Consider the following 15,895-nt stretch of genomic DNA (forward strand, 5'->3'; position numbering starts at 1 on the left):
TTTTTTTTTATACTTTAAAAAATTATTCTTTAATAACTTTTTTAGTTGCTGTACCTTGATCTGTAACAACTTTCATCAAGTAAACTCCAGCAGATAAATCACTAATAGAAACTTGTCCTTCAGCAGCATTTATCATTTGTGTTTTAACAACTCTACCGTTTAAATCCGACATTTCAATTGAATTAACAACAGCATTTAAGTTGTTGTTTATATAAATGATATTTTTAGTTGGATTAGGGTAAACAGATAAATTAGATGCTAAGAATTCGTTATTTGATAAAACTGAAGTCATACTTACTGTATCTAATCTTAAAGAAGTAGCAGTAGTGACAATTGGTGAAGCATTATTAAAAATAAAATAATATGTTCCAGCAGTTGTTGCTGTAAATGTTCTAGTTTGAGAAACATAAGTAACACCAGATACAGTAATATTTGCACCTAATTGAGTTGCTCCAATTAAATTAGTATCTGTATTAGCCCATACTTTTAGGGTTTGTGGACTACCTGTAGCTGCACCTAATCTTGTAAAGAAAGTTAAAGTTACTTGTTCATTTGCTTGTAAAGAAATTGCTCTTGAAAATAGACTGTCGTCTACAGCTTCTGTAGTACTTGAAAAACTAAAATAATAATTTGTTGAACCTCCTTGAGCACCATTAGCAGCATTACCTAGTGACCAAGAACCTCCTGAACTAGTAAAACCATCCGCAAATTGAGGAGTTTCAAATCCATTAGAATATGGTAAAACATCTGCCAAATAAATTTTAAATGGTCCAATCCAACCACTTTGTTCCAATGTACCGCAGTTACTTCTAAGATAATAATCAATAATTCCACTTGATGTCAACCCAGTTAAATTTGTTGTAACAGCGGCAGTTACATTTACTGTTGTGCCCGAACCAAGAACAAAGTCTTCATCACCATATTGAACATCATAACCAGCTGGAACACCTATGGCTTCTGTCCAATTGACGTTTGCAGAAGTTGTAGTAATAGCCGTTGGATTAAAAACAGCAAAATCATTTGGTCTCACACATGTGGAAGGAGTGAAATTAAAATCAAAACTAAAAGCCGCATCTGACCAACCATCATCCCATACTATATAATAAGCTTGTCCTGCTTGTACAGGGAAAGTCAATGTAGTTAAATAATTTGTCCCAGAAACATCATCTGAACCGTTATAACACTGATAACCTGTACATGAACCTGTTGTAGTAATAATTGAAACAGTTGTGTCGCCTCCAGCATTTGCAACTAAATCGGATGACACTGTTACTTCACCATTTGCTGATGGTGTATAAACATACCACATAGCATTTTGAGTAGCGTTTGTTGTACCTGCACAATTTCCTAAAAAAGTTCCTGTTATTGTTGGAACTGAAATTGTTCCGTTAGTTGTAATTGCAATTGCGTTTGCACAATCAGCTTGTGCATGCACATTAAAGTAACTGAATAAAACAGTTAAAGAAAGTAATAATTTTTTCATAAAGTAGTTTTTTAATTGAAGTACAAATATAATAAAGTAATTTAAAAATAATAATTATTTAACTTTCTTTTTCCCATTTTCCTACTACAGTTGTTGCTAATGCATTTCCTAGAACATTGGTTGCACTTCTAAACATATCACAAAAATGGTCTATTGGAAGAATTAGTGCAATTCCTTCTATTGGAATATCAAACATGCCGCAAGTTGCTGCAACAACTACTAAACTGGCTCTTGGAACTCCTGCAATTCCTTTACTGGTAAGCATTAACACTAACAACATCGTCATTTGTGTTGGTAAATCTAAATGAACGCCATACGCTTGAGCAATGAAAATACTAGCAAAAGTCATGTACATCATACTTCCGTCTAGATTGAATGAATAGCCAAGCGGTAACATAAAGGATACAATTTTGTCTTTTACTCCTAATCGTTCTAATTCTTCAGTTAGTTTTGGGAAAACGGCTTCACTACTTGTTGTTCCAAAGGCAATGATTAACGGGCCAACTATTCGTTTTAATAAAGTAGTCATGTGGCCTTTTAAAAATAAATATCCAACCAATAATAAAACTACCCATAGAGAAGAAATTCCGACTAAGAATGAACCGAAAAATTTAGCATAAGTAATTAATAATTCTTGTAAATCTCTTATTGCAAATACACCAGCAATGGCTCCAAAAACGCCTAGCGGAGCAAATTTCATAACATAATTTACCATTTTTAGAATGATATGCGAAATAACATCTAACGCTTTTACTACTGGTTTAGCATGATCTCCAATTGATGCTGCAGCTAAACCGAAGAAGATTGAAAAAATTACAATTTGAAGAATTTCGTTGGTGGCTAATGCTTCAAAAACACTTTTTGGGATGATGTGTTCGACAAAATTTTGAGCCGAAAAAACTTTAGTTTTGTCTGTTACTTCTGATGCAGTAGCAACATCTACATCGGTAAGATTTAATCCAACTCCAGGTTGCAAAATATTTATCCAAAATAATCCGATTAATAAAGAAACAAATGATGCTGTGAAAAACCATCCCATTGCCTTTCCTCCTATTCGTCCAACGGATTTTATATCGCCGAGTTTTGCAATTCCTACTACTAATGTTGTGATTACTAATGGTGCAATAATCATTTGAACTAATCGAATGAAGATGGTTGCCAACATTTTTATTTTGTCGCTAAAGTTTTTGGCAAATTCGGCATCAAAGTTATTATGAATGTAAATTCCGAGAACTGCTCCAAGAAGCATGGCAATTAGTATTTGAACGGTTAAATTGCTGAGGAATGATTTTTTTGGTTCGTGATTGTTTTCGGTAGTGTTCATATCGATTGTTTTGTGTTAGCCCAGATAGTAGTGGAAAGCTTTGTGAAGGAAAACACTATTTTTTCTTGGTTAAAAACTGCGACCAACGGAAGCACGTTTTTGGCCTTAGAAAAAAAGTGTTTTGCAAACAAACTTGCAAGGAATAGCTGGAATTGCTTCTAATAATTTGATTTATTGATTTTGTTTATTAAGTAAAAGTCGGCTAAGACAATTGCTGCCATTGCTTCTACAATTGGCACTGCTCTTGGCACAACACACGGATCGTGACGCCCTTTTCCTTGTTGTTCTATAATGGTATTTTGATTGGTTAAAACTTCTTGTTTTTGGATTAATGTAGCTACGGGTTTGAAGGCTACGCGAAAATAAATATCCATTCCGTTGGAAATTCCGCCTTGAATTCCACCAGAGAGATTACTCTTTGTTGTTCCGTCTTCGTTGTACAAGTCGTTGTGTTCACTGCCTTTCATTCGTGCGCCACAAAATCCGCTGCCGTATTCAAAACCGTGAACGGCATTGATGGACAACATGGCTTTTCCTAGTTCGGCATGGAGTTTATCGAAAACGGGTTCGCCCAATCCGATGGGAACATTTTGGATGACGCAGGTTATTGTTCCGCCAACGGTATCGCCTTGTTTTTTTATTTCTTTAATGTAAGCTTCCATTTTTTCGGCAGAAGCCAAATCGGGACAACGAACAGCATTTGTTTCGGTTAATGAAAAATCTAAATCTTGATAGGGTTTGTCTATAAAAATTTCGCCAACTGATGATACAAAAGCGTTGATTTTTATTTCGGAAATTACTTGTTTTGCGATTGCTCCAGCAACAACACGAGAAGCGGTTTCGCGAGCCGAACTTCTTCCGCCACCGCGATAATCGCGAATTCCATATTTTTTTTCATAGACATAATCGGCATGACTTGGTCGATAGGTATCTTTTATATGTGAATAATCATCCGACTTTTGATTGGTATTTGGAATGATAAAACCTATTGGTGTTCCGGTTGTTTTTCCTTCAAAAATTCCAGAAAGAAATTGCACTTCGTCTTCTTCTTTTCGCTGAGTAACTATTGTGGATTGACCTGGTTTACGGCGTTGCATTTCTTTTTGAATGGCATCCAAATCGATTTGAATTCCTGCAGGACAACCGTCAATAATTCCGCCAAGTGCTTCACCGTGTGATTCGCCAAATGTGGTGATTCTAAAAAGTGTTCCGTAACTATTTCCTGCCATATCAGAATTGTTTTGAACAAATATAAACATTGTAAAGTGTTATTAAAATAATATTGATTCAAAACTTAATAATAGGATAAAATCCAATTAACATGAATTCAGCTAATTTGTAAAACTTTAAATCGAAACAACTTGAAAAAGAGAAAATTAGACTTAGTTGTTATTTCAGATGTACATCTTGGCACTTTTGGTTCTCATGCAACAGAACTTTGTTATTATCTGAATACTATAAAGCCCAAAACATTAGTCTTGAACGGCGACATAATCGATATTTGGCAATTTAGGAAATCGTATTTTCCAAAATCTCATTTAAAAGTCATCAAGAAAATAATTGATTTAGCCGCCAAAGGCACTAAAGTGTATTATGTAACAGGTAATCACGATGAGTTTTTGAGAAAATTTAGTGATACTTCTATCGGGAATTTTTCTGTAGTTGATAAATTAGTTCTTGACCTTGATTATAAAAAAGCATGGATTTTTCATGGAGATGTTTTCGATGCTTCAGTTCAGCATTCCAAATGGATAGCAAAATTGGGAGGTATTGGTTATGATTATTTGATTTTAATCAATCGATTTGTGAATTGGTGTTTGAAAAAAATGGGTAAAGAACCTTATTCTTTTTCCAAAAAAATAAAAGCTAGTGTGAAAAAAGCAGTTAAACATATTTCTGATTTTGAAAACACTGCTACTGAACTAGCGATTGAAAAAGAATATGATTATGTCATTTGCGGACACATTCATGAACCAAAAATGATACGTAAAGAAACCAAAAACGGTAGCACTATGTATTTGAACTCTGGTGATTGGGTAGAAAATTTAACTGCATTAGAATACAACAAAAAAAGATGGAAAATGTATCGATATGAAGAACACACAGAAAAAGAAGAGGAAGATTTATTTGAAATGGATGACTTAATTAAACATCAATTGGTAGCATCAATATTTGTTCATAAAGAAATTTAAGACGATTTTAACTAAATAAAACGAGTTTGGCACAATTTTTAGTACACCTTTGCGTTATAACATAATAACGTTAAATTAAACTTATGAAAAAAATCGTTTTATCTGCTTTAATGCTACTAGGATTAGCATTTAGCGCACAAGCACAAGACATTTCAAAAAATGCACTAGGATTGCGTTTAGGTGACAACGACGGATTTGGTGGTGAAGTTTCATACCAAAGAGGATTAGGCGACAACAACCGTTTAGAATTAGATTTGGGTTGGAGAAGTAGTAAAAATGTTGATGCATTTAAATTAGTTGGTTTATACCAATGGGTTTGGAACATTGATGGAGGTTTTAATTGGTACGCTGGTGTTGGTGGTGGAGTTGGAAGTTGGAGTTATGATTATTCTGGTGCAAATGATAGTGGAACTATTCTACTTGCTGCTGGAGATATTGGAATTGAGTACAACTTTAAAGAAGCTCCAATTCAATTGTCTTTAGATTTAAGACCTGAGCTTTATTTTAACTCTGATGATTACAGAGAAGATAATTTTGGTCCAGATATCGCTTTAGGGATTAGATACAGATTCTAATTTAAAAATGAAGTATAAAAAAAGCTCCGAAAAATTTCGGAGCTTTTTTATTTTGGGTGGATGATGGGGTTCGAACCCACGACCCTCGGCACCACAAACCGATGCTCTAACCAGCTGAGCTACAACCACCATTTGTTTACGAGTGCAAATATATTATAAATCTTTTCTTTTGCAAAGATTATTTTTATTTTTTTACATCAAATCTTCTAAGCTATTGACCGCCAAATACCTTTCTGCAGTAAAACCTTCGGCATATTCTACTCCAACTATTCTTCCAAAATCTTTTGAACGATAATGAATACTTTCTAAGAAGTTTTTAGTAGCAATTGGTGTGATTGGCTCATTTGAATTTTCAGAATAAAACTGCGAACTGTAGGCTAATATTGAATCGGTCTTTTGGTCAATAAAATCAGTAATATCAACTACAAAATCGGGTTCAATGTTTTTCCATTGGATGTAATGATAAACTACTTTTGGTCGCCAAGCATTTTGAGAAACACCTTCATGAACCGTTTCTATTCTTCGTAAACCCGATAAAAAACATGCGTCTGAGACTAATTTACTTCCTTTTCCATGATCAATATGCCTGTCTTCTATTGCATTGCAAAGCACAATTTCGGGTTGGTATTTTCTAATTCTTTTTATGATTTCTAGTTGATGAGCTTCGTCGTTTATAAAAAAACCATCACGCATATTTAGATTTTCTCTAACAGAAATTCCAAGTATTTTGGAAGCAGCTTTTGCTTCGGCATCTCTAATCTCTGCTGAACCACGAGTTCCTAATTCACCGCGAGTTAAATCAATTATTCCAACACTTTTTCCAAGTGAAATTTCTTTAGCTATCGTTCCGCTACAACCCAATTCAACATCATCAGGATGCGCACCAAAAGCAAGAATATCTAATTTCATATTATTTATTTTATTTGTATTCTGTTTTACAAAATCTTTTTCATTGTCATTGATTTATTGACTGTTTCGATAAATTCATCGTGTGGAATACTCTGTTCTGTAATACCACAACCAATGAAAATTTGTGCTTTTAAATCATCAATTTTCATACAACGCAAATTTACAAACAAATCAGATTGTTGCGTTTTATAAGTCATTAAATCAATATTCAATTCTCCTAAAAATCCAGAATAATAATCTCTATCATAGCCTTCATTTTCGAGAATGAATTGTTTCGCAGCAAGTTTTGGCAAACCACAAACCGCTGATGTTGGATGCAAAGAAGTTATAATTTTCTGCAATGAATTTTTATTATTAATCTTCGCAGTTATATCTGTTTTTATGTGCCAAATTGCACCAGCTTTTACCGAATAAGGACTTGAAATAGTAATTTCTTTTACTAAATCGTTTAAACTATCAAGTATAAAATCGGTCACTAATTGTTGCTCTTGCTTTTCTTTTTCTTGCCAATGAACCTCTTTTTTTCCTGTATCAATTTGAGTTCCAGCCAAAGCAACTGTTTTTAATTCTGTTCCGTTTGTTTGTATGAACTGTTCTGGAGTTGCTCCAATCCACATCCCAATTTTTGGATGATAAAAACAATATTTAAAAGCTGTTGGATATTGATTTAGCATTTTTTTAAACACCTTTTCCAAATCAAAATCAGTAAGCTCAATTTCTTCTTTTCGTGATAAAACAACTTTTGAAAATTGCTTTTCTTTTATGGCATGAACGCCTTTTGCAACCAAGTTTTCAAAAAAATCATTTCCCAAATCAGAAGTGGAATGAGTAACTTCATTATCATAAAAAAAATCAGTTACTTGCTTTTTTTCAACAAAAACATCTGAATATTCTAGAGGTATAAACGGAAAATCGTTGGCATCAAAAGGAGCGAAAACAAAACCTTTTTCACTAAAATCATCTAGAAAATAAAGATGATCGTTTTTTTGAAAAAGACCAACAATAGTTTCCGAATTGGGTTTAGAGAAAATACAAAAAGGTAAATTTTGCTCTTGATGAATTTTTACTTTTACAAATAAATCAGTCATTTTATCGTCGTGGTAAAATCATATTTGACAATTTGCAAAGCGAAACTAATTTTCCAGCCTCATCAACGATTTTGATTTCCCAAAGATGAATGCTTTTTCCTTGATGTATAATTTTTGCTGTAGCATAAACCATTCCTTCTCTTTTACTTCGTAGGTGATTTGCTGAAATTTCAATTCCTCTAGCTTCTTGCTTTTCTGGATTTATAAACATCATCGAAGCAGCACTTCCAACACTTTCCGCCAGAGCAACGCTTGCACCACCATGCAATAACCCCATTGGTTGATGAACTCTGGGATTTACTGGCATAGAAGCCGTTAAAAAACCTTCTCCTGCGTCAATATATTTAATTTCTAATGTTTCCATCAAGGTGTTTTCACTCCAAGTATTGCAGAGTTCCAACATTTTTTCTTTATCAAAAGTCATTTCTTTTTTTTTTGTAAAAATACTATTATTTGAGAATTGTCTAACTACTTTTTCAAAAGTTTAAATAATAAAATGTGCTGTTTTACGTTATTTAATAATGTTAACTTGAAAATCAATCTATTTTTAAATTTTCAAATTAATACATACATTTACCAAAATTCATTTAAAAATGCGCAATTACATTATTCTTCTTTTAGTTGGTTTTATTATTTCTATGAGTTCGTGTCGTGAAGACTTTGAATTTGAACCAAGTACAGGCAATTTAACTTTTTCCAAAGACACCGTTTATTGTGATACCGTCTTCACTAACATCGGTTCAAGTACTTATTCATTAAAAGTCTATAACAAAAGTAACAAAGACATAAAAATACCTGTTATCAAACTTGGAAAAGAAGATTCTAAATACCGAATTACCGTTGATGGAATGGTTGGCGAAAACAATCGTGTATTTAGAGATGTAGAATTGTTGGCAAAAGACAGTATGTATATTTTTATAGAAGTCACAGCTGATGTAGCCTCAAGTAATCCAACTGATTTTCTTTACACTGATCAAATTCTTTTTGATGAAGGAACTAATCAACAAAAAGTGGAATTGGTTACACTAATTCAAGATGCTTATTTTTTATTTCCAAAACGTTTTAGTGATGGAACTACCGAAACGCTTACAATTGAAGGAATAGAAAAGCCTGTATATGGTTTTGTTCTCGATGAAAATGATCCCGCAAATGGAAATGAATATCATTGGGGAAATGACAAACCCTATGTCGTTTATGGATATGCAGCGGTTGCTTCTTCAAAAACATTGACTATTGATCCTGGCGCACGAGTTCATTTTCATGCGGAATCAGGAATAATTGTTGGAAACGGAGCAACACTAAAAGCTGTTGGAACACTTGAAGATAAAATCATTTTTGAAGGTGATAGATTAGAACCTAATTTTGACAATGTTGCTGGACAATGGGAAACTATTTGGTTAACTGCTGGAAGTACCAATAATGAAATTGAGCACGTAATCATAAAAAATGCTATTGTTGGATTAAACATTGATAGTAACGACGGAAATTTTATGCCAATTAAAAATACCGAAATTTACAATTCTTCTTTAATTGGATTGTATGCCAAAACGGCGAAAATTCAAGGCGAAAATATAGTGATAAACAATGCCGGAATTGCTAGTTTATATTGCGCAATTGGTGGAAGTTATGATTTTAAACATTGCACATTTAATAACAATTGGTCAAGCTCAAGACAAGTTGCTGTTGCTTTAAATAATTATTATGAAGACATTGATGGTGTAATTCAAACCGAACCATTAACCCAAGCTTATTTCAAAAATTGCATTATTTATGGTAGCAATACATTTGAATTATCGTTAGATCCAGATTCTACAGAAGATTTTAATTATTCGTTTACTAAGTGTTTAATCAAATTTGGAACGACAACAAATTCGCTTTATAGTTTTATTTATGCCGATGAAAACAATATAAAGTTAAGCGAAAATCCAAGATTCCTTGATATTCAAAAAAATAAACTAAATATCGGAGATGATTCGGCTGCAAGAGGTTTTGGCGATGATATTGGTGTTCCAAATGATATTTTAGGAAGAATTAGAACAACAACTATTGGAAAGTATGATTTAGGAGCTTACCAACACGAAATTTTTCCGGAGGATTAATTTTAAAAACAGATTTTGGTTTTCATAATTTATAACTAAATTTGCACCTACAACAACAACTAATTTATATACAATGATTCATTTCTTCGGAAACGAGAGTTCTACTGTATTTGCTTTACAATCAGCAAGCGAACTTTCGGCAGAAACTATCTCAAAATTAAACTGGCTTTTTGGCAACGCTCATAAAATAGAAAAATCCGTCCTGACGGATTTTTTTATTGGACCAAGAGCCGCAATGGTAACGCCTTGGAGTACAAATGCCGTGGAAATTACTCAAAATATGGGTATTGAAGGTATCATCAGAATTGAAGAATTTGAAAAAGTTACAGAAGATTTCTCTGATTTTGACCCGATGCTTTTTCAGAAATATTCCAATTTAAATCAAGATATTTTTACGATAAACATTCAACCCGAAGCTATTTTAGAGATTGAAGACATTGCCACTTACAACAAACAAGAAGGTTTGGCTTTAAACAATGAAGAAGTAATTTATTTAGACAATTTATCCAAAAAATTAAACAGAAAACTTACTGATTCAGAAGTTTTCGCTTTCTCACAAGCCAATTCGGAACATTGTCGCCATAAAATTTTCAACGGAACTTTTATTATCGATGGCATAGAAAAAGAAACTTCTCTTTTCAAACTGATTAAGAAAACCTCATCTGAAAACCCGAACGATATTGTTTCGGCATATAAAGATAATGTGGCTTTTGTAAAAGGTCCAAAAGTGACACAATTTGCTCCAAAAAGTGCCGACAAACCTGATTTTTATGAAGAAAAAGAATTTGATTCTGTACTTTCATTAAAAGCAGAAACCCACAATTTCCCAACAACAGTTGAACCATTTAACGGAGCCGCAACAGGTTCTGGTGGAGAAATTAGAGATAGATTAGCTGGCGGACAAGGTTCGTTACCTCTAGCTGGAACTGCGGTTTATATGACGGCTTACTCACGTTTGCAACCCTTCGACTGCGCTCAGGGTGACAAAAATTGGGAAAATGGAATGGCAGAACGCAAATGGTTGTATCAAACACCTATGGACATTTTGATAAAAGCATCCAATGGAGCATCCGATTTTGGAAATAAATTTGGACAACCTTTAATTACTGGTTCGATTTTGACTTTTGAACACGAAGAGCAGAACAGAAAACTTGGTTACGATAAAGTAATCATGCAAGCTGGTGGAATTGGTTACGGAAAATTAGATCAAGCTATAAAAAAGAAACCACAAGAAGGCGATAAAATTGTAATTCTTGGTGGTGAAAATTATAGAATTGGAATGGGTGGCGCTGCAGTTTCCTCTGCTGATACTGGAGCTTTTGGTTCTGGAATTGAATTGAATGCCATTCAACGTTCGAATCCAGAAATGCAAAAACGTGCTGCCAATGCCATTCGTGGTTTGGTTGAAAGCGATAATAATCCAATTGTTTCTATTCATGATCATGGTGCTGGTGGACATCTTAATTGTCTATCTGAATTAGTAGAAGAAACTGGTGGATTAATCGATTTAGATAGATTACCGATTGGTGATCCAACGCTTTCTGCTAAGGAAATTATTGGAAACGAATCGCAAGAAAGAATGGGATTGGTAATTGGTGAAAAAGACATCGAAATTTTACAGAAAATAGCCGATAGAGAACGTTCTCCAATGTATCAAGTGGGTGACGTTACCAACGATCACAGATTTACTTTTCAATCAAAATCTACTGGCGAAAAGCCAATGGATTATGCTTTGGAAGATTTTTTTGGTAGTTCGCCAAAAACGATAATGGAAGACAAAACCATTGTTAGAAATTACAGTGATTTAGAATATTCTCAAGAAAAAATTCCAACCTATTTAGAAAATGTTTTACAACTTGAAGCCGTTGCTTGTAAAGATTGGTTGACTAATAAAGTCGACCGTTGTGTTGGTGGAAAAGTGGCCAAACAACAATGTGTTGGACCATTGCAATTGCCATTAAACAATGTTGGTGTTATGGCTTTAGATTATAACGGAAAAGAAGGAATTGCAACTTCTATTGGTCATGCGCCAATTTCGGCATTGATTAATCCAAAAGCTGGAAGTAGAAATGCTATTGCAGAAGCGTTATCGAATATTGTTTTTGCTCCTTTAAAAGATAATTTAAAAAGTGTTTCGCTTTCTGCCAACTGGATGTGGGCTTGTAAAAACGAAGGTGAAGACGCACGATTATACGAAGCTGTTGAAGCTTGTTCCCAATTTGCTATCGAATTAGGAATCAATATTCCAACTGGAAAAGATTCGCTTTCCATGAAACAAAAATATCCGAATGATGAAGTTATTGCACCTGGAACGGTAATTATTTCAGCTGCAGGAAATTGTTCGAATATTACTAAAGTCGTTGAACCTGTTTTACAACTTGATGGTGGTTCCATTTATTACATCAATTTATCGCAAGACGATTTTAAATTAGGTGGAAGTTCATTTGCGCAAACTTTAAATAAAATTGGATCTGAAACACCAACGATTAAAGATGCAGATTTCTTTAAACGTGCTTTCAATACCATTCAAAATTTAATAAAAGATAGACAAATAGTTGCTGGACATGACATTGGAAGCGGTGGATTAATCACAACATTATTAGAACTATGTTTTGCTGATGTGAATTTGGGTGCGAAGATTTCATTTGATGCATTTGAAGAAAAAGATTTAGTTAAGATTTTATTTTCAGAAAATATTGCCGTTGTTCTTCAAGCGAAAGACGATGCAACTTTTGAAAAAACATTAAATTCAAACAATGTAAGTTTCTCAAAAATTGGAACTGTTGTTGATGGCGATATGCTAGAAGTTTCAGGTTTCAAGTTTCAAGTTTCAAATTTGAGAGATACTTGGTTCAAGACTTCGTTCCTACTCGACCAAAAACAAACAAAAAATAACAAAGCCAAAGAGCGATTTGATAACTACAAAAATCAAGCGTTACACTATACTTTTCCAAGTCATTTTACTGGAAAACTTCCTTCGTTACCTAATAATGCACGTCCAAAAGCAGCTATTATTCGTGAAAAAGGAAGTAATTCCGAGCGAGAAATGGCCAATGCGATGTACTTAGCCGGATTTGATGTAAAAGACGTTCACATGACCGATTTGATTTCGGGAAGAGAAACTTTGGAAGACATTCAATTTATTGGAGCTGTTGGAGGATTTTCAAATTCTGATGTTTTAGGAAGTGCAAAAGGTTGGGCTGGAGCATTCAAATACAACGAAAAAGCAAATACGGCTTTGAAGAATTTCTTTAAACGTGAAGACACATTATCAGTCGGAATTTGCAATGGTTGCCAATTGTTTATGGAATTAGAATTGATAAATCCAAAGCATGAAATTCACGGAAAAATGCAACACAACGATTCACACAAACACGAAAGTATTTTTACCTCGGTGAAAGTGCAAGAAAATCATTCAGTGATGTTATCTACATTGGCTGGAACGACATTGGGTGTTTGGGTTTCGCATGGTGAAGGAAAATTCAAATTGCCTTATGACGAAAGTCAGTACAATATTGTAGCCAAATATGGTTACGAAGGTTATCCTGCCAATCCAAATGGTTCTGATTTCAATACAGCAATGCTATGCGACACAACAGGAAGACACTTGGTAATGATGCCACACATTGAGCGTTCTACGTTTCCTTGGAATTGGGCTTATTATCCAAGCGATAAAAAAGACGAAGTTTCACCATGGATTGAAGCCTTTGTAAATGCTAGACTTTGGATTGAAAAAACTAAATCAAAATAATATGATAGTAGCAAAAAGAATTCTGATTTTTATGATTTTATTTATTTCGACTGCTGTTTTTGCACAAAATTCAGCTGTAGAAATAGCAACTAAAGATGGTATAAAGTTTATTAGTAACTCCATTGAATATCCCGTTGCAGGAACTTATTTCTTTAAAGGTGCAGAACCAATTGTAGAATTAAATACTAATGGAACAGGAATTTATCAACAACATGAAAATCCTAAAAGAGAAATTATTTGGGGATTTGAATGCAATTCTGATGGTCAATTACTATTTAAAAAAGGTTTTGACAGTGCTGAGTATACTTTTTTTTATAAATATACCAATGGTGAACTAGCGGAAAATGAACCCGTTTGGAACAAAGTAGAATTTTCAGTACATTTCAACTCAATGAAAATGTTCATTAATGGCGAACGAGTTAAAACTTTTTAATTGTAAAGTATAGGGTTGAAAATGTCAAAATCACTAAATTGTTTAAATTGTAACGAACCTATTTCTAAAAAATTCTGTCCGAACTGTGGACAAAAAACCGATACGCACAGAATCACATTTAAACATTTTGTTTTTCACGACATTCTCCATGGTGTTTGGCATTTAGAAAGAGGAATTCTTTTCACATTAAAAGAATCTCTTTTTAGACCTGGTAAGGCAGCATTAGATTATATTTCTGGAAAAAGAATTCGATATTATAATGTATTTTATTTAATTCTATTAGTAATTGGACTTGGTATTTTTATCGATTCTATATACACGAACGCCAAACAGAATTATGTTTCTTTTATTGTTGAACCACCCGAACCTACATCAGACACCATTGTTCTTGGATTTATTGCTAAATATGCAAAACTGTTTCTATTATTAGCAATCCCTGTTTTCTCTTTTAATTCTTATTTTATATTCAATAGAAAAAAATTGAATTATAGTGAACATATCATATTGTTTGGAATGCTTTACTTAGGAATTATTTTAATATCAATTGTTGGAAATTTATTTTACTTTTTTGAGTTTATAGAAAGCATAGCTTTTCTAACCGAGTTTGGTTATTACTTTACACCTGTAGTGACATTCATCTACTTGATTAATGGTTTTTATGGAGCATTTGGTAAAGATTACACTCTTTTAAAATTCTCTTTCCGACTTTTGTTATTTATAATTTTAATTTTCATTTATTTAAGAATTCTTGGAACGATAATTAAATTTTTCCTTCTCAAACAATAAATTATGACAAATTGTTTAAACTGTAATAAACCAACATCGGATAACTTTTGTTCCCATTGTGGACAAAAAACATCCATACATAGAATAACTTTTAGTCACTTCGTTTTTCACGATATTATTCATGGTGTTTGGCATTTTGAAAAAGGCATTTTATTTACATTGAAAGAAGCAATTTTTCGTCCAGGCAAAGCGGCATTGGATTATATTTCTGGAAAAAGAATTCGATATTACAATGTTTTCTATCTAACATTATTATTGATTGGTTTGAATATTTATTTAAACCACATTCAAGATGAATTATCACATTATTATTTTCAAACTCGACTTGTCCCGGAAGCAGATACTGCAGGTCAACGATTTGATAATTTTTTATCTGATTATTCAAAGCTTATCATTTTTTCCTTTATTCCTCTTTTTGCATTTAACAGTTTTTTACTTTTCAAAGAAAAAAAATTAAACTTCAGCGAGCATTTTATCATTTCGGGAATGATGTTTCTTGGCGTAATGATTATACAAACCGTTTGTACTTTTATCTACTTCACTGATTATTTAGAGTATTTAAATATTCTTTCGAAAATAGCAAATTATGCAACTCCAATTACTATTCTTCTATTTCTAATCATTAATTATAATAAAACCTTTTCTGCAGATTATAGATCGAAATTTGAGATTAGTTCACGGGTATTTCTCTTTATCTTATTTTTATTAATAGAAATTGCATTTATATTCATTTTGTTACTTGGTTATTTCACCAATTGGGAATATAAAATGAGCCTAGTTTATTAAAAAAACTTATAAAAAAAAGTCCCGAAAATTTCGGGACTTTTTTTTGAACAAAGATTTAACTATTGTTCTAAAGCTTTATTAGCTTTTCTTTCTTTCAAGAATTCTCTAACGCCACCAAAAATCCAATAAGGAATAATGGCAGTTATTAAGAAAATCATTAACCAAAACCCTATAGTTAGTATGGTCAAGAAAGCTAAGAAACCTAAATACTGTTGAAATTCAAACATGTTTTCCGGATTTTTTTGAATTATACGCAAATGTATGAGTAATATTTTAGCTTACCAAAGAAGAAAACATATTTTATTAACCATTTGCAGATATAATTGTTAGTTAATAACAAATAAAAAAACCCATCATTAGAGGTGATGGGTTTAACGATCTGTCAAAATCAAACAAAACAATAATCAAACTATTTTTCCTTCATAAATATATTCGTGTAATATTTTCTTCCTGTCTCAGGATCGATAGA

14 protein-coding genes and 1 tRNA gene are annotated in these 15,895 nt (G+C 32.9%); 7 read left to right on the top strand and 8 right to left on the bottom strand.

All coding sequences use genetic code 11. The annotated features are described in order from the left end of the window. Positions 1-22 precede the first annotated feature (22 nt). The 3 genes from BC748_RS00415 to aroC form a co-directional block, all read right to left on the bottom strand. Positions 23-1,483, bottom strand: coding sequence for a T9SS type A sorting domain-containing protein (locus BC748_RS00415; protein ID WP_133531485.1), 1,461 nt, complete (start codon positions 1,481-1,483; stop codon positions 23-25). A gap of 58 nt (positions 1,484-1,541) precedes the next feature. Further along, positions 1,542-2,807: a dicarboxylate/amino acid:cation symporter gene (locus tag BC748_RS00420; RefSeq protein WP_133531486.1), complete on the bottom strand. Its 1,266-nt coding sequence runs from the start codon at positions 2,805-2,807 to the stop codon at positions 1,542-1,544. A gap of 158 nt (positions 2,808-2,965) precedes the next feature. After that, on the bottom strand, positions 2,966-4,036 hold the full coding sequence (aroC, locus tag BC748_RS00425) for a chorismate synthase (protein WP_133531501.1): 1,071 nt from the start codon (positions 4,034-4,036) through the stop codon (positions 2,966-2,968). A gap of 132 nt (positions 4,037-4,168) precedes the next feature. Between aroC and BC748_RS00430 the strand changes: the two genes are divergently transcribed. Together BC748_RS00430 and BC748_RS00435 are read left to right on the top strand one after the other, a co-directional pair. Beyond that, entirely contained in the window at positions 4,169-4,999 is an 831-nt protein-coding gene (locus tag BC748_RS00430; RefSeq protein WP_133531487.1) for a UDP-2,3-diacylglucosamine diphosphatase, read from the top strand. A gap of 83 nt (positions 5,000-5,082) precedes the next feature. After that, complete coding sequence (locus BC748_RS00435; RefSeq protein ID WP_133531488.1) at positions 5,083-5,574, top strand: hypothetical protein; 492 nt, start codon at positions 5,083-5,085, stop codon at positions 5,572-5,574. A 55-nt stretch (positions 5,575-5,629) separates the two neighbouring features. Here BC748_RS00435 and BC748_RS00440 read toward each other — a convergent pair. The 4 genes from BC748_RS00440 to BC748_RS00455 form a co-directional block, all read right to left on the bottom strand. Next, a tRNA-His gene (locus BC748_RS00440) sits at positions 5,630-5,703 on the bottom strand. A gap of 63 nt (positions 5,704-5,766) precedes the next feature. Next, positions 5,767-6,483 (bottom strand): bacillithiol biosynthesis deacetylase BshB1, encoded by a 717-nt coding sequence (bshB1, locus tag BC748_RS00445; RefSeq protein ID WP_133531489.1) that lies wholly within the window; start codon positions 6,481-6,483, stop codon positions 5,767-5,769. Between the two features lie 26 nt (positions 6,484-6,509). After that, entirely contained in the window at positions 6,510-7,571 is a 1,062-nt protein-coding gene (locus tag BC748_RS00450; RefSeq protein WP_133531490.1) for a chorismate-binding protein, read from the bottom strand. A gap of 1 nt (position 7,572) precedes the next feature. Further along, positions 7,573-7,995, bottom strand: a complete 423-nt coding sequence (locus BC748_RS00455; protein ID WP_133531491.1) for a PaaI family thioesterase — start codon at positions 7,993-7,995, stop codon at positions 7,573-7,575. A 169-nt stretch (positions 7,996-8,164) separates the two neighbouring features. On the opposite strand from BC748_RS00455, the gene BC748_RS00460 reads away from it, so the two are divergent. The 5 genes from BC748_RS00460 (at position 8,165) to BC748_RS00480 (ending at position 15,426) form a co-directional block, all read left to right on the top strand. Then, positions 8,165-9,670, top strand: a complete 1,506-nt coding sequence (locus BC748_RS00460; RefSeq protein ID WP_133531492.1) for a hypothetical protein — start codon at positions 8,165-8,167, stop codon at positions 9,668-9,670. Between the two features lie 73 nt (positions 9,671-9,743). Beyond that, a complete protein-coding gene (gene purL, locus BC748_RS00465) occupies positions 9,744-13,421 on the top strand; it encodes a phosphoribosylformylglycinamidine synthase (RefSeq protein ID WP_133531493.1) in 3,678 nt (1,225 codons plus the stop codon). A gap of 1 nt (position 13,422) precedes the next feature. Then, on the top strand, positions 13,423-13,854 hold the full coding sequence (locus BC748_RS00470; protein ID WP_133531494.1) for a hypothetical protein: 432 nt from the start codon (positions 13,423-13,425) through the stop codon (positions 13,852-13,854). 21 nt (positions 13,855-13,875) lie between these two features. After that, positions 13,876-14,640 (top strand): DUF3667 domain-containing protein, encoded by a 765-nt coding sequence (locus tag BC748_RS00475; RefSeq protein ID WP_133531495.1) that lies wholly within the window; start codon positions 13,876-13,878, stop codon positions 14,638-14,640. A 3-nt stretch (positions 14,641-14,643) separates the two neighbouring features. After that, entirely contained in the window at positions 14,644-15,426 is a 783-nt protein-coding gene (locus BC748_RS00480; protein ID WP_133531496.1) for a DUF3667 domain-containing protein, read from the top strand. 59 nt (positions 15,427-15,485) lie between these two features. On the opposite strand, the gene BC748_RS14130 is transcribed toward BC748_RS00480, so the two are convergent. After that, positions 15,486-15,653 (bottom strand): hypothetical protein, encoded by a 168-nt coding sequence (locus tag BC748_RS14130; protein ID WP_162846378.1) that lies wholly within the window; start codon positions 15,651-15,653, stop codon positions 15,486-15,488. Positions 15,654-15,895: the final 242 nt, after the last annotated feature.

Origin of the sequence: Flavobacterium dankookense (assembly GCF_004362665.1) — a bacterium.
Classification (GTDB): domain Bacteria; phylum Bacteroidota; class Bacteroidia; order Flavobacteriales; family Flavobacteriaceae; genus Flavobacterium; species Flavobacterium dankookense.

Excerpts from the sequence above, each read along its gene's own strand:
- BC748_RS00480 (WP_133531496.1), top strand. The coding sequence starts at position 14,644 with ATGACAAATTGTTTAAACTGTAATAAACCAACATCGGATAACTTTTGT.
- BC748_RS00460 (WP_133531492.1), top strand. The coding sequence starts at position 8,165 with ATGCGCAATTACATTATTCTTCTTTTAGTTGGTTTTATTATTTCTATG.
- BC748_RS14130 (WP_162846378.1), bottom strand. The coding sequence starts at position 15,653 with ATGTTTGAATTTCAACAGTATTTAGGTTTCTTAGCTTTCTTGACCATA.
- BC748_RS00470 (WP_133531494.1), top strand. The coding sequence starts at position 13,423 with ATGATAGTAGCAAAAAGAATTCTGATTTTTATGATTTTATTTATTTCG.
- BC748_RS00455 (WP_133531491.1), bottom strand. The coding sequence starts at position 7,995 with ATGACTTTTGATAAAGAAAAAATGTTGGAACTCTGCAATACTTGGAGT.
- BC748_RS00450 (WP_133531490.1), bottom strand. The coding sequence starts at position 7,571 with ATGACTGATTTATTTGTAAAAGTAAAAATTCATCAAGAGCAAAATTTA.
- BC748_RS00420 (WP_133531486.1), bottom strand. The coding sequence starts at position 2,807 with ATGAACACTACCGAAAACAATCACGAACCAAAAAAATCATTCCTCAGC.
- BC748_RS00415 (WP_133531485.1), bottom strand. The coding sequence starts at position 1,483 with ATGAAAAAATTATTACTTTCTTTAACTGTTTTATTCAGTTACTTTAAT.
- BC748_RS00475 (WP_133531495.1), top strand. The coding sequence starts at position 13,876 with ATGTCAAAATCACTAAATTGTTTAAATTGTAACGAACCTATTTCTAAA.
- BC748_RS00435 (WP_133531488.1), top strand. The coding sequence starts at position 5,083 with ATGAAAAAAATCGTTTTATCTGCTTTAATGCTACTAGGATTAGCATTT.
- purL (WP_133531493.1), top strand. The coding sequence starts at position 9,744 with ATGATTCATTTCTTCGGAAACGAGAGTTCTACTGTATTTGCTTTACAA.
- aroC (WP_133531501.1), bottom strand. The coding sequence starts at position 4,036 with ATGGCAGGAAATAGTTACGGAACACTTTTTAGAATCACCACATTTGGC.
- bshB1 (WP_133531489.1), bottom strand. The coding sequence starts at position 6,483 with ATGAAATTAGATATTCTTGCTTTTGGTGCGCATCCTGATGATGTTGAA.